Here is a 12589-nt window from a genome sequence, read left to right as displayed (position 1 = left end):
ATGCGGTTCCGTCTCTTTCGCGCCGCACCGGCCCCGAGTCGCCCCCCAGGGAGTCATCCCTCGGCGCTGAGCCGCCGCTCAGTCCTGATCGAGATGGAAGCCGGGCCCGCCGTGCGGCGCGAAGGAGAGGTAGTCGGTCGGTTCCTCGCCCGCCTCCGGGCCTCGGGGAAGCATGTAACCCCGGTTCACGCAGTAGTACGAACCATCGTCGTTGCGCCCCACGCTGTCGTACGTCCAGCAGTGAAGCGTGGGCGCGAGCGTCCACATCCGCAGTGCCGCGAGAGCGCCGACGCAGGCGACAGCAGCCCATCCGCCGTAGGACCGCCAGCCGGAGAGCGCCAGTCCGCCGACGGCCACCAGGGCTGCGAACACCAGCATGGAGACGATCAGCGGCCCCCTGTTCTCCCGCAGCCCGGGAAACGACTCCATCTCGATGGTGCCCGCGAAGCTGAACAGCACCACGAGAACGGCAAAGGCGAAAACGAGGGCGGCCGTGCAGCCGCGGGCTGCGCGATCGTACGGCCCGAGCGTGACCTCGTCTCGATCGACGGAGTGCTCCTCGTCCACGGCACATCCTCGTCTGCGGGTGAGCCGCGATCGTAACGGGTCGACAGACACGGCAGGAGGCGGGCCACCGCGCGCACGAACGGGGCGGCGCACTCCGACGGGTGTCGGTGTACGCCGCCCTGGGGTGTGGCGAGTTACGGGAGACGGCCCGCGTTGCCATGGCGGTTACTTCGCGTCCTGGTCGCAGGACTTGCGGAGCAGGTGCGCCGCGATGGCCAGGTTGCTCATGAGGGGTGCTCCTTCGCGATCACAGGCTGCGGGCGGTGATGTCGCCGTAGGAGGTGGTCGCGTGGATGTCCAGGTCGGCGGCGGCACCGTCGGTGTTCTTGAGGGTGTTGTCGATCCGGCCGTAGGCGGTGCCGGCGTCCAGGGAGGCGGAGACTCCGCGGGCGGCGCCCACCGAGATCACGCCGTGCTCGGTCCGCAGCGTGACGGTGCCGCGCACGGCTTCGGTGATGACGAGGTCGCCCTTCTGGGTGCTGATCTCGGCGGGGCCGCCCAGGCGGCCGACCGCGATGTCGCCGGCGAGGACGGAGATGCGGGCGCTCTCGGCCTCGTCGAGCTTGACCGTGGCCTGCTGGCCCTCAATGACGACGTCGCCGAGCCGTCCCACGCCGCGGAGTTCGGCGGCGGCCGCCTTCGCCTCGATGCGCGAGCCGGTGGGCAGTTGGACCGTCACGTCGATGGACCCGGACGCGCCGAGGACCCGGCTCTTCGCCGCCGGGACCTCGATCCGCAGCACGCCGTCGCGGTAGGCGACCTCGGCCTGCTCCGCCGCCTTCACGTCGCGGCTCTTCGAGGCGTCCGCGGCCAGGACCTCGACGGTGGCGTCGCCCCGGTCGGCGGCGATGAACCGGATGCGTCCGGCGGGGACGTCGAGGACGGCCAGGATCGGGGCGGGGGTGTCGAACTTCTGCATCGTGCTCTCCTTCGTCTCCATCGGGCGCCGGTGCGTCCCGGTGTTTCTGACATAGGAAACGCTACGTTGCGTTCGTCGATACGGCAACAGGATTGTTGCGCAACTAGCACATATCCGCAGGTCATTGCAGAGAATTCGTTGCAATGGCCGTGAATGCAATGCAACACCTCACCCTTGATGCATTGCAATGAATGAATGGTGAACGCTACAGAGAAGAGTCCGCGGTCCACGAAGGAAGCCGCGATGGCCGGGAGGCCGACCCGTCGCTACGGCCTCAGTCCGTTGCGGCCCGCCGCCAGGCGGAGTCGAGGGCGATGCGCTGGAGTTGCCGCGTGGTCAGGACGGGTTCGGCCCGTGATGCGGGCAGCTGGTAGGCGGGCGCGTTGACCGCGGTGATCACCACGCGCAGGCCGTCGGGGCGCAGCGTGTCGACGGTCCATTCGACGGCACCTGCTCCACCGTGCGACGACGGAGCCGCGTGGATGCCGTCCGGGAGCGTGCGGGCGGAGTGGAACAGCTCGTCGAGGGCGGGGCTCCCGGCCTTCCACTGCTGGACGTTGACGGCGATGAGGCTCTTGCCCCGGCCGTCGTCAGCTGTGAGGTGGCCGAAGCCGAGCGACCCGTCCTGCTGTGCGATGCGCAGCGCCGGGGGCAGCAGGTCGGCGATGGTGTCCGTGATCTGGCGGCCGGTCATCCTGGGGACGAGCGATGATCCGGGTGGAGCGGTCCGCGGGACGGGCGTGGCGGGCAGGACGGGCTTCCAGGCGGGGGAACCGGCGATGGCCGCGAGATCCTTCGCCGTCAGGGGAAGCGGGGCCTCCCCGGCCGTCGGGCTCCCGGTGGCACCAGGGGCCTGCGAGACGAACACCTGGGTGCCGTCCTTGTGGGTGAGCAGCGTGGTCAACACGTGCGCGCCCGACGGTCGTTTCTCATCCACCGGGGACCGGTCCTGCGTGAGCAGAGCTCCGTCGGACAGCCGGGCCTGCGTGCAGTGGCTGTACGGGTGGTAGGCCGAGTCGGGGCACGTCGAGAACTGCTCGGGTACCGGAAGCGAGTACCGGTTCAAGGTGACCGTGAGCCGTGCCGCCCGCCCGTCCCGGGCGAGGACCACCTGGGCGGAGGGCGGCCGGCCGGTATTGCCGTCCGGTCCCTGACCGTGCTGCTCCGAGACGGTGCCCTCGGGCAGCACGGTTCGCAGAATGCTCAGCATCTGCCGAGCCGACCCCTGGGTGGGCGCGGAAGCGTCGGGCTGCTTTCCCGTGTGCGGGGAGCCGCATCCGGCGAGCGCGAGGACTGCCAGGCCGACGGCGAGGAGCGTCCTCGCGGCCGGGCCGTGCAGTCCCCCGCCGGGGTGCCGGCCGCCAGCGGCAGGTCGTGCCTGCGGGGCGGCGGCCCTTGACCGTCCGAGTCGCCCTTTCGTGACGGGGAGCCCGACGGTCGCACGGTGTGACGGTCGCGCTTCATGGGGTCGGTCGGCATCGCTTCAGGTCAGATTCCGGGGTGGGAGATCGAGCTGTTGGCGTCGCTGTACGGGTAGCTCAGGTTGCTCCACTGCGAGTTGGGGCCCCAGTAGCCGTAGGTGCCCTGGAAGTTGTAGTCGTTCCAGGTCTCCATGGCCTGCGTGCCCGTCCGCAGCGACTGGATGTTGTCGTTGAGGTCGATGCTGATGGTGGTGATCTTGGCCAGGCGGGGGACGTCCTTGTAGCCCCGGCTCGGGCCGTTGGTGCAGTTCACGAAGCCGGGTCCCTGCACGGGCTCCAGTTGCCCTCGCCGGCGGCCGGCGCGGCGGCGGCGGAGCCGGCGGCGGCACCGAGGGCGCCGGCGGTCAGTGCGAGCCCGGCGGTGGCCCCGAGCAGGCCCTTCATGAGGCTTTCCATGAAACGTTCCTTGTCAACGGTCACCGCGTGGGCTCGCAACGGGCGGCCCACGCCGTGAATTACTTGCAGTAACAAGCATAGAGAGTTGTTGCTGCGTCAAGTTTCTCGTGTGGAGGGTCGCTTCGGCACCGGCGCGAGAGTGCCGCACCTCGGGCGAGCGCAGGGGCTCCTCAAGGTCTGCGTTCGTTGCCGCAGGCGGGGCCCGGCGACGTCGCCCGGCGCCGGCGCGTCCGGCTCAGATCTTTCCCGTGAGCACGCGGAAGCGGTGACCCAGCGCCTGCCCGAAGGCGGCCGTGAAATGAGGGTGAAGGGGCGGCCAGTCGTCGAACTGGAAGCCCACGTAGGCGAAGGCGAAGTAGTCGCCGGTCCACTCCCAGTCGGGAAGCGGCGTGGGGTGGGCGCACGCCGGGCAGTCGAGGTCGGCGGCACCCGTGGTGTACCAGGTGTCGACGGTTTCGACGGACCAGGCGGACGTGGAGCACTGGCAGCGGGGGCAGATCGCGGAAGGGAGTTCGTCCGGGCCGGCGACGAAGACCGTACGGCCCGTGACCACCTGGACCTCGCCGCCGGGTTCCTCCTCCAACTCCCTGATCCGGGCGCGCGAGTCCCAGGGGACCAGGTCGACCGCCTCCCGCCAGCGCGGGCCGGCCAGATACGCCACACCGTCCCGCCATGGCACCGGGCGGATGAAGCCTTCGGCCTCGAGCCAGTCCCTGCCACACAGGCCCCGCACGTCCGCCTCCTCCGCCGAGGCGTCCAGGTCCACGACGGTCTGCCGGTAGGTCCCCACAGCCCCTCCCCCCCCTCGCGTCGTACGGTCGAGCTTACGGACGGCGAAGGTCAGGTGATCCGGCGGTCATGACCGCGTCTCGACACCGAGTTCGGTGAGCAGCCCCACGATGCGCTGCTCGATCTCGTCGCGGATCGGGCGGACGGCGTCGACGCCCTGACCGGCGGGGTCGTCCAGCTGCCAGTCGAGGTAGCGCTTGCCGGGGAAGTACGGGCAGGCGTCCCCGCAGCCCATGGTGATGACCACGTCGGAGGACCGCACCGCTTCGGTGGTGAGGACCTTGGGGACCTCGGCGGAGATGTCGATCCCGGCTTCCTCCATGGCCTCGACCACGGCGGGGTTGACCGCGTCGGCGGGCGCGGAGCCGGCCGAGCGGACCTCGACCCGGTCCCCGCCGAGGTGGGTGAGGAAGGCGGCGGCCATCTGGGAGCGGCCGGCGTTGTGGACGCAGACGAACAGCACGGACGGGACGGCGGGAGTGCTCACGAGGTCTTCCTTGATCAGATGCTGGTGGCGGCGAGTCCGGGCTCGGCGACGGGCGCCGAGGCCGGGGCGGTGCGTCCGAAAAGGACGGCGACCAAGGCAAGGCCGAGGGCGGCGCCGGCGAACTGGGCGGCGACGAAGGGCCCCACGGAGGCGGGGGCGATGCCGGCGAAGGTGTCGGAGAAGGCGCGGCCGATCGTCACGGCGGGGTTGGCGAAGCTGGTGGACGAGGTGAACCAGTAGGCGGCGCCGATGTAGCAGGCGACCGCTGCCGGCGCGAGGCGCTGCTGCCCGGTACGGCCGAGGCCGAGGACGAGCAGGATCAGGCCCGCGGTCGCGACGACCTCGCCCAGCCACAGGTGACCGGCAGACCGGTCGTGCGCGGACCAGGCCACCAGGGGTTCGGCGAACATCGCGTCGGCCAGGACCGCACCACCGACGGCGCCGGCGACCTGCGCGGGCACATAGGCCGCGACCTCACGCGAACAGGGCCCGCTTCCGGTGGCGCGGCCCGTCCACCAGGCGGCTACGGTGACGACCGGGTTGAAGTGCGCGCCGGAGACGGGTCCGAGCAGCACGATGAGCACGCCCAGGCCGAACACCGTGGCAAGGGAGTTGGCGAGCAGCTGCACGCCGACGTCCCGTGAGAGCTGGGTGGCCTGGATGCCCGAGCCCACCACGACCGCGACCAGGGCGGCCGTACCCACGAACTCGGCCGCGACGCGGCGACCGAGGGAAGCGGTCATCCGAGGACCCCGGCGGCAGCCGGTTCGGCCGGTGCCTGGAGGAGCGCGGAGAGCCGCGCCAGCGCGGGCGGCAGCACCCAGTAGTAGACCCAGGTGCCTCGCCGCTCGGAGCCGACCAGCCCGGCTTCGCGGAGCACCTTCAGGTGGTGCGAGATCGTCGGCTGCGACACGTCGAACGGCCCGGTCAGGTCGCACACGCAGGCCTCGCCGCCCTCGTGGGAGGCGATCAGCGACAGCAGCCGCAGCCGCACGGGGTCCGACAGCGCCTTGAACATGCGCGCCAGGTCGGCCGCGTCCACCTCGCCGAGGGGTTCGCGGACCATCGGCGAGCAGCACACGGCGGCCCCGTCGTCCTGTCCGAGGATCCGCAGCTCTGATTTCGACATGTGTCTATGTTGACACCTGTCGATCCAGCTGGCAACCTCGGGCTTGTCAAGCTGTATCGATGAATGTCGATACAGAGGCATCTGGCAGATGAGGAAGACCGTCATGTCCCGTGTTCAGCTCGCCCTGCGCGTCGCCGACCTCGAGGGGTCCATCGCGTTCTACTCCAGGCTCTTCGGCGTCGAGCCCGCCAAACTCCGCCCCGGCTACGCGAACTTCGCCATCGCCGAGCCTCCGCTCAAGCTCGTCCTGATCGAGGGCGAGGACGGTCGGGACACCCGCCTGGACCACCTCGGCATCGAGGTCGCCTCCACCGAGCAGGTCGCCGCAGCCACCGGCCGGCTCCAGGAAGCCGGTCTGGCCACCTTCGAGGAGAACGACACCTCCTGCTGTTACGCACTCCAGGACAAGGTCTGGGTCACCGGCCCCGGCAAGGAGCCGTGGGAGGTCTACGTGGTCAAGGCCGACGCCGACACCCTCGGCAAGAGCGTGGAGGGCGCTCCGGCCACCTGCTGCACCTCCGGGGAGCAGGCCGAGGCCGCCCAGGACGGCAGTCCGGCCGCCGAAAGCGGCGGCTGCGCCTGCGGTCCCGGCACCACCCCTCATCGCGGTCGCCCGGCGATGACCGGCTGCTGCTGAACTTCGCCGCCCCGCGCTGCCTTTCCCCTGTCGTGGCGTCATGTGCGCGGCCTCAGGCGGCCGTACCAGGCCAGGCGCTTTACCTTACGATTGCACTTTCATCAGAGGGCCGGGAACCGACGGAACTCTCCGTGCGATCAAGGGAGCCGGTACGAGCATGTTCGGACAACTGGCGGCCGGTAACGATCTCTACTCGCCCGCTCCACGCTCGGGCCCCGGGACCCCCGCGAGTCTGTGGCAGCGTCTATGGGCCGCCGGCATCGATCTTTTGATCGCCTGGCTTGTCATCCTTGTGCCGCTGCTGGCCTTCGAGAGGATCGTCCTCGCCGGGGTCGGAGATGAGGGCGCCACCATCTGGCAACTGGTCGCGGCCTTGTGGGTTCTGGCCTTCTTGCTGACGTACTCGCCATTCAGTACCCACCGCTGGGGCCGTACGCCGGGCAAACGCGTCATGGGACTGAAGGTGGTCAGACTCGGCAGCGCCAGCCGGATCAGTTACGGGCGGGCGCTCATACGTCACCTCGCCAACGTGGGGATAGGGCTTGTCCCGGTGATCCTCATCAAGAACGTCACCTCGATCGGCACGGACGCGCACCGGCAGGGGATGCACGACCGACTCGCCCGCAGCACGGTGATACGAACCCGCTGAACCGCGCCCGGGTCATTACCGAGCGGGTGGACGGAAGGGGGATGTGGTGGCGTCACTCGGATTCCCAGGGCTGCGGGAACGCGTGAGGGAGTTGTCGGACGAGCAGCGGTACGCGGACGCGTACCGCCTCGTCACGGACGAGGGGCCGCAGTTCACCGAGAACGAATCGGAGGTCTACTACCTGCGGTCGTGTGCGGCGGCACGGATGGGCGACGCTGACCTTGCCGTGGCGCTCTTGCGAGAGGCCCTGGAGCGGGGCCACTGGTACGGCGAAGTGTTGCTGCGTCAATCGCCGTCCTGGGAGCCCTTGCAGGGCACGGCCGACTTCGAGGTGGCGGCGCGTGAGAGCACGGCTCGCCGGCGGGCCGCCTCCGTCCCCCCTCGCTACCTCGCCGTGGGGCGCGAGGCCGGTGTGCAGCCGCATCGCGCTGTCGTCGCTCTGCACGGCAACGGCGGGAACGCCCACGAATCGGTGAGCGCCTGGCGAGGGTTCGTGGGCGAAGGCCGACTGCTCGTGGCCCTCCGGTCCTCGCAGTGGATCGCGCGGAATCGCGCTGTCTGGGACGACGAGGCCTTGGCTTTGCGGGATGTCCGCGAACAGTACGCGGCGCTGACGACCGATCACCGGTTGGACCTGGATCGCCTGGTCGTCGCAGGGTTCTCGATGGGCGCCGAGACCGCCTTGCGCCTGGCGCTCGAAGGGAGTGTCCCGGCGCGTGGCTTCGTGCTGCTGGGGATGGCCGGGCCGCGTACCGCCCACCCTGCGTCCTGGTTGCCGTCCATCGAGAAGCGGCATCGGAGCGGCCTTCCGTTGCGTGGCTTCTTCTTGGTGGGCGCGGACGACGACGGCGGCGTGCGGTACGGGAAGCTGTCCGCACTCGCCGGTTTTCTCACCTCGCAGGGAGTTCCCTGCGAGGTGGAATTGCTGCCGGGACTCGGGCACGAGTATCCGGGCGACCTTCTCCCCCACATCAGGCGGGCACTCGCCTTCATCGACTCGGACGACCGGGGACACACCATGGCCGACGGTCCTTCGCCTGCTTCGTAGGGCGCACCAGCACGCCCAGGGAGAGGTGCCCGGCGTCACGGCAGGCCGGGCGCCACTCCCCCGCGCGGCGCGCCCGGCCTGCCCTTGCGGGCGTGCGCCCGCACTCAGCCTTCCGTGATCCTGATGATCGTTTTGCCGGGGATCCGGCGCCCCTTGTGGGTGAAGGCCGCGGGTGCCTCGGACAGGGGCAGCACATCCCCGACGATCGGCTTGAGCCGTCCGTCCCGGACACGCTGGATGAGGTCCGCGAGACGCGCCCGGTCGGCTTCGACGACGAAGAACACGGCCCGCCCGTCTTCGGGCTGGACGGAGGGTGGCTCTGCGATGGTGACGAGCGTGCCGCCGGCACGGACCAGCGCCGTCGAGCGTTCGAGGATGTCGCCGCCGAACACGTCGAGTACGAGGTCGACCTCGCCGACGTCTTCGAGCCGGTCGTTCTGCAGGTCCACGAACGCGTCCGCGCCGAGATCGAGCGCGGTGCTCCTGCCCGCGGCCCGGCCGGTGCCGATCACCCGGGCACCCGCCTCGCGTGCGAGCTGCACGGCGATCGACCCGACCCCGCCCGTGGCACCGTGGATCAAGACGGTCTGGCCTGTGCCGAGGTGCCCGTGGTCGAAGAGGCCCTGCCACGCGGTCAGCCCGGAGATCGGCAGCGCGGCGGCCACCGTGTGGTCGACGTCCGCCGGGAGCGCAGCGAGATTGCGGGCCTCTACCGCGACGTACTCGGCCAGTGAGCCGTTCCGGGCCCAGTCGGCCAGTCCGAACACCCGCTGCCCCACGGTCAGGCCGGTGGTTCCGTACCCCAGTTCGGCCACGACGCCCGACAGTTCGTGCCCGGGCACGCTCGGCGTCCGGTCACGGCCGGCCCGGTCGGTCCAGGTTCCCGGCCAGTCGAGTTCCCCCGGTGTGAAGCCCGCGGCGTGCACCCGCACGATGACGTCGTTCTCCGCGGCGTGCGGGTGGGGCATGTCCGTGAGCGAGAGCCCATCGGCTCCGGCGTTCCGGTCCCGAGCGGTGACGGCTTGCATGACAAGTCCTTTCTTGAAGAAATTCACACATCGGAGTTTCGCCGACGTGAAAAGAATTGCACACTGTTCGACGCGCACGAGGATCCATGACCACACCAAGATATCCGCGCCATCGCAGACAATTTCCCTGTGCTTTTGTCATGAAATTCCTCTGTCATCAAAATGCACTCGGTGACGGATCCCTTCGCTGTGAGGTCGGCGCCGGCTGCCGGTCTGCGAGGCCGCGCCTATCCGGCCGCCAAGAGGGCTGTGAGCGCGTGGCCGGGCGGCGCGGAGGGCGGCACCGATGGACAGCACCCCGACGAAGCCGACGTAGAGGTAGCCCGTGGTCTCCAGTCCCCAGAAGGGAGCCGCGAACCCCGCCGCGAGGGCGGGGAGACTCAGCGCCGCGTAGCTGATCACGTAGACGGCGGAGAAGACCTCCGACCGCGACGTCGCACCCGTGACCTCGCTGATCGCGCGGAGGTTGCCGTTGAAGGTCAGTCCGACCCCCAGCCCCGCGACGACCGATCCGCCCGCGTAGACGACCGGTGACGCGAGGGCCATCGCGACCGCCAGTCCGGCCGCGCCCAGGGCCAGGAGCACCGCTCCCAGCAACGTGGCGAGCCGAGCCGTGTGCCGCACCGACCACAACCCGCCCACGCTGTTGGCCAGGAACAGCGCGGCGATGCTGAGCCCGCCCGCGGCGCCGGACCGCACGTGCAGGACATTGCTCACCAGCGACGGAGTGAGCGCGAGGAACAGCCCCGTGACGGACCACCCTGCGACGAGGGCGGGAATGGAGGCGAGAAACGCCGGCCGGGCTTCCCGCGGAACCCGGACCCTGGGTCGCAGCAACGCCAGCCCACCGGCGCGTGGGGCGCGCGTCCCGGGCATCGCGAGGACGACCGCGGCCAGAACCACGAAAGTACAGGTGAGGACGGGAAAGACGTACGCGTCGGGACGTGAGGTCAACGGGACCAGCAACCCCACCGTCCCCGCGCCGGCGGCCATGCCGAAACTCGTGCCCACCGCCGTCATCGTCGGCCCCAGATGCGGACGTCCCGTGGGCGAGAACTCGACCAGACCGGCGGCGAGAGCGCCCGTGGCCGCCCCGGTGGCGATGCCCTGCACCACCCGCGCGGCCAGGAGGGACACGACGCCATCGGCCGTCCAGAAGATCGCCGTGCTGGCCGCCGCCACCAGGAGGGCGGCGGCCAGCACCGGACGTCGGCCCATGTGGTCGCTCAGCGATCCGACCGTGAGCAGCGCGCCGAGCAGACCCACGACGTACACCGCGAAGATCACCGTCAGCATCGTGACCGACAGTCCCCAACGCGCCCGGTACAGGGGGTAGATCGGTGAGGGTGCGCTCGCCGTGGCCATCATCACCACGTTCGCGGAGACGAGCACGGTGAAGGCAGCACCTCGTCCGAGACGAAGGCCGCCGTGAGGCCGATTCACACGTTTCATCACGTTGTCTTCTGCGGCTCTCCGATCAGCTCGGCCAAGGCGCGCCCAGGATGCGCTCGACCGTGGTCGTGCGGCGGAAGCCGGGGATGAAGTGCTCCAGCACGTCCGCGTTCACGGTCCCGTTCGTGGTCTCCGGGCGGTGCTGGAGTCCGTCGACGAAGGCCTGCAGGAACTCGTTCTTGAAGTCGCCCCGCGGATGGAGGGCGATGACCTCTTCCACCTGGGCGCGATCCAGCTCGTCCAGGCCCAGGCCGAGCACGTCGGTCAGGACGCCGAGATTCGTGATGGCGATCTCCGGGCCCATCCGGTGGGGAATTCCCGGTGTCGTGTGCAGCGCGATGGCCGTCCAGACCACATCGGCGGCCGTGGCCGGGAAACCGCGTTCCAGCATGAACTTGCGCGCGTGGTCGGCCCCGTCGACCTCGAAGCGCTGCTCCACGTCGGAAAAGGGCGTCATGAGGCCGGTGTCGTGGAACATGGAGGACAGGTAGAGCAGCTCCGGGTCGGGGTCAAGGCCGAGCCTGCGGGCATGAATGGCGCCGAAGACGAAAACACGCCGGGAGTGATGGTAGATGAGGGGGCTGGTCGTCTCCTGAATGAGTCGAGTGGCTTCGGCGACCGCGGCTGTTTCGGGAATCTCCACGCCGGCGATGATCTCGGTCATGACCTCTGCGCTTTCTGATATCGGTGTGTTATGAAGGAACGGTGCCTCCGACTTCCACACTGCCGACCACCGGGCGTTCGGCGCCACCGCAGTCCCGCCATGAGTCACCCGAATCCGGACGGGCGGAGAATGGGGGTGTGGACTCTGCCGCGCATCAGGTCGTGATCCTCGTCTACGACGGGGTCACGCTGCTGGACGTCGCCGGCCCCGCGGAGGTGTTCGCGGAAGCGAACCGGTTCGGGGCCGACTACCAGGTCGTGCTGGTGTCACCGACCGGAGACGACGTCGCCTCGTCCATCGGGGCCCGGATCGCCGTCTCCGGCGCCGCCACGGAGCTTGCCCCCCATACGTTCCTGGTGGCCGGATCCGACCTCTACCCGCGCAACGCCGTCGCCCGTGACCTGCTCGAAGCGGCGCAGACGCTGGCCGTCAAGGCCGACCGGGTCGCGTCGATCTGCACCGGGGCATTCGTCCTCGGCGCCGCCGGTCTCCTGGACGGCAAGCGTGCGACCACGCACTGGAAGGTCACGGACCAACTCGCGGCCCGGTACCGGGCCAGCCGCGTCGAGCCCGACGCGATCTACGTCCGTGACGGCACCACGTACACCTCGGCGGGCGTGACCGCCGGCATCGACCTCGCGCTGGCACTCGTCGAGGAGGATTACGGCCCTGATCTGACCCGCGACGTCGCCCGTTCCCTGGTGGTGTATCTGCAGCGTTCGGGCGGCCAGTCGCAGTTCTCGGCCCCGCTGCAGGGACCACCGCCCCGCTCTCCGGCCATCCGGAGGATCACCGACCTGGTGACGGCGGATCCCGCGGGCAATTACTCGGTCGGTGAGCTCGCCAAGCACCTCAATTTGAGCTCTCGGCATCTCACGCGGCTCTTCCGTGACGAACTCTCCACCACGCCGGCCCGGTACGTGGAGACGGTCCGGTTCGACATGGCGAAAGCCCTGCTCGACCAAGGGCACACCGCGACCCAGGTGGCTTCCCTCGCCGGATTCCCGAGCTACGAGAGCATGCGGAGGGTTTTCGTCAGGAAAATGGCGATAAGCCCTGCCGCGTATCAGCGCCGCTTCAGGACCGCGCGCCGCGCCGAAACAGGACAGCAGTGAGAATTCATCTCATTTACTGCAGTTGATATGTCGGATCCGCCGGACAACGGCACCGGGGCTCCGGTGGTGACCCTAGCGGGGATTCGGCTCGGGGATGACCTGCCGGCGACGGCTGCGCGACTGGGCGCGACGACATCCACCACGCGTTCGTCACCCTCGGCTGCGCCGTCGTCTGCCGGCGACGACTGCGCACCCCACTGTGTCGGGAGTAAGCGCAGGCGGTACGTC

The 12589-nt window shown here is 69.8% G+C and carries 16 protein-coding genes; 4 read left to right on the top strand and 12 right to left on the bottom strand.

What is annotated here, in order from left to right; genetic code table 11:
• Positions 1–78 precede the first annotated feature (78 nt).
• The 9 genes from OG937_39275 to OG937_39235 all read right to left on the bottom strand — a co-directional run bounded on the left by OG937_39275 (position 79) and on the right by OG937_39235 (position 5768).
• Entirely contained in the window at positions 79–567 is a 489-nt protein-coding gene (locus OG937_39275) for a hypothetical protein (protein WUD77323.1), read from the bottom strand.
• A gap of 247 nt (positions 568–814) precedes the next feature.
• Positions 815–1486 (bottom strand): DUF4097 family beta strand repeat-containing protein, encoded by a 672-nt coding sequence (locus tag OG937_39270; GenBank protein WUD77322.1) that lies wholly within the window; start codon positions 1484–1486, stop codon positions 815–817.
• Between the two features lie 274 nt (positions 1487–1760).
• Positions 1761–2696: a hypothetical protein gene (locus OG937_39265; protein ID WUD77321.1), complete on the bottom strand. Its 936-nt coding sequence runs from the start codon at positions 2694–2696 to the stop codon at positions 1761–1763.
• Between the two features lie 278 nt (positions 2697–2974).
• A complete protein-coding gene (locus tag OG937_39260; GenBank protein ID WUD77320.1) occupies positions 2975–3220 on the bottom strand; it encodes a hypothetical protein in 246 nt (81 codons plus the stop codon).
• Complete coding sequence (locus OG937_39255; GenBank protein ID WUD77319.1) at positions 3217–3363, bottom strand: hypothetical protein; 147 nt, start codon at positions 3361–3363, stop codon at positions 3217–3219. The genes OG937_39260 and OG937_39255 overlap by 4 nt, the downstream gene beginning before the upstream one ends.
• 235 nt (positions 3364–3598) lie before the next feature.
• Positions 3599–4153, bottom strand: coding sequence for a hypothetical protein (locus OG937_39250; protein WUD77318.1), 555 nt, complete (start codon positions 4151–4153; stop codon positions 3599–3601).
• Positions 4154–4219: 66 nt separating this feature from the next.
• Positions 4220–4639: an arsenate reductase ArsC gene (locus OG937_39245; protein WUD77317.1), complete on the bottom strand. Its 420-nt coding sequence runs from the start codon at positions 4637–4639 to the stop codon at positions 4220–4222.
• 14 nt (positions 4640–4653) lie between these two features.
• On the bottom strand, positions 4654–5382 hold the full coding sequence (locus tag OG937_39240; protein WUD77316.1) for an aquaporin: 729 nt from the start codon (positions 5380–5382) through the stop codon (positions 4654–4656).
• A complete protein-coding gene (locus tag OG937_39235) occupies positions 5379–5768 on the bottom strand; it encodes a metalloregulator ArsR/SmtB family transcription factor (protein WUD77315.1) in 390 nt (129 codons plus the stop codon). The genes OG937_39240 and OG937_39235 overlap by 4 nt, the downstream gene beginning before the upstream one ends.
• Before the next feature lie 103 nt (positions 5769–5871).
• Between OG937_39235 and OG937_39230 the strand changes: the two genes are divergently transcribed.
• The 3 genes from OG937_39230 (at position 5872) to OG937_39220 (ending at position 8102) form a co-directional block, all read left to right on the top strand.
• On the top strand, positions 5872–6405 hold the full coding sequence (locus OG937_39230; GenBank protein WUD77314.1) for a VOC family protein: 534 nt from the start codon (positions 5872–5874) through the stop codon (positions 6403–6405).
• Between the two features lie 157 nt (positions 6406–6562).
• The gene (locus OG937_39225; protein WUD77313.1) at positions 6563–7054 is read left to right on the top strand and encodes an RDD family protein; all 492 of its coding nucleotides are present in this window, start codon (positions 6563–6565) and stop codon (positions 7052–7054) included.
• A gap of 91 nt (positions 7055–7145) precedes the next feature.
• Positions 7146–8102, top strand: a complete 957-nt coding sequence (locus OG937_39220; protein ID WUD77312.1) for a hypothetical protein — start codon at positions 7146–7148, stop codon at positions 8100–8102.
• A gap of 104 nt (positions 8103–8206) precedes the next feature.
• Here the strand turns inward: OG937_39220 and OG937_39215 are convergent, their stop codons facing one another.
• The 3 genes from OG937_39215 to OG937_39205 all read right to left on the bottom strand — a co-directional run bounded on the left by OG937_39215 (position 8207) and on the right by OG937_39205 (position 11246).
• Positions 8207–9130, bottom strand: a complete 924-nt coding sequence (locus OG937_39215; GenBank protein WUD77311.1) for an NADP-dependent oxidoreductase — start codon at positions 9128–9130, stop codon at positions 8207–8209.
• A 138-nt stretch (positions 9131–9268) separates the two neighbouring features.
• Complete coding sequence (locus OG937_39210; protein WUD77310.1) at positions 9269–10522, bottom strand: MFS transporter; 1254 nt, start codon at positions 10520–10522, stop codon at positions 9269–9271.
• Between the two features lie 85 nt (positions 10523–10607).
• Positions 10608–11246, bottom strand: coding sequence for an HD domain-containing protein (locus OG937_39205; protein WUD77309.1), 639 nt, complete (start codon positions 11244–11246; stop codon positions 10608–10610).
• 137 nt (positions 11247–11383) lie between these two features.
• Here OG937_39205 and OG937_39200 point away from each other — a divergent pair, with 137 nt between their 5' ends.
• Positions 11384–12361, top strand: coding sequence for a DJ-1/PfpI family protein (locus tag OG937_39200; GenBank protein ID WUD77308.1), 978 nt, complete (start codon positions 11384–11386; stop codon positions 12359–12361).
• The last annotated feature ends 228 nt before the right edge of the window (positions 12362–12589 follow it).

It is taken from the genome of Streptomyces sp. NBC_00510 (genome assembly GCA_036013505.1).
Lineage (GTDB): Bacteria > Actinomycetota > Actinomycetes > Streptomycetales > Streptomycetaceae > Actinacidiphila.
This window is presented reverse-complemented; position numbering and strand designations above follow the sequence as displayed.

Coding starts and splice junctions, on each gene's coding strand:
- OG937_39265 (WUD77321.1), bottom strand. CDS start 2,696: ATGCTGAGCATTCTGCGAACCGTGCTGCCCGAGGGCACCGTCTCGGAG.
- OG937_39205 (WUD77309.1), bottom strand. CDS start 11,246: ATGACCGAGATCATCGCCGGCGTGGAGATTCCCGAAACAGCCGCGGTC.
- OG937_39240 (WUD77316.1), bottom strand. CDS start 5,382: ATGACCGCTTCCCTCGGTCGCCGCGTCGCGGCCGAGTTCGTGGGTACG.
- OG937_39215 (WUD77311.1), bottom strand. CDS start 9,130: ATGCAAGCCGTCACCGCTCGGGACCGGAACGCCGGAGCCGATGGGCTC.
- OG937_39230 (WUD77314.1), top strand. CDS start 5,872: ATGTCCCGTGTTCAGCTCGCCCTGCGCGTCGCCGACCTCGAGGGGTCC.
- OG937_39270 (WUD77322.1), bottom strand. CDS start 1,486: ATGCAGAAGTTCGACACCCCCGCCCCGATCCTGGCCGTCCTCGACGTC.
- OG937_39225 (WUD77313.1), top strand. CDS start 6,563: ATGTTCGGACAACTGGCGGCCGGTAACGATCTCTACTCGCCCGCTCCA.
- OG937_39255 (WUD77319.1), bottom strand. CDS start 3,363: ATGGAAAGCCTCATGAAGGGCCTGCTCGGGGCCACCGCCGGGCTCGCA.
- OG937_39235 (WUD77315.1), bottom strand. CDS start 5,768: ATGTCGAAATCAGAGCTGCGGATCCTCGGACAGGACGACGGGGCCGCC.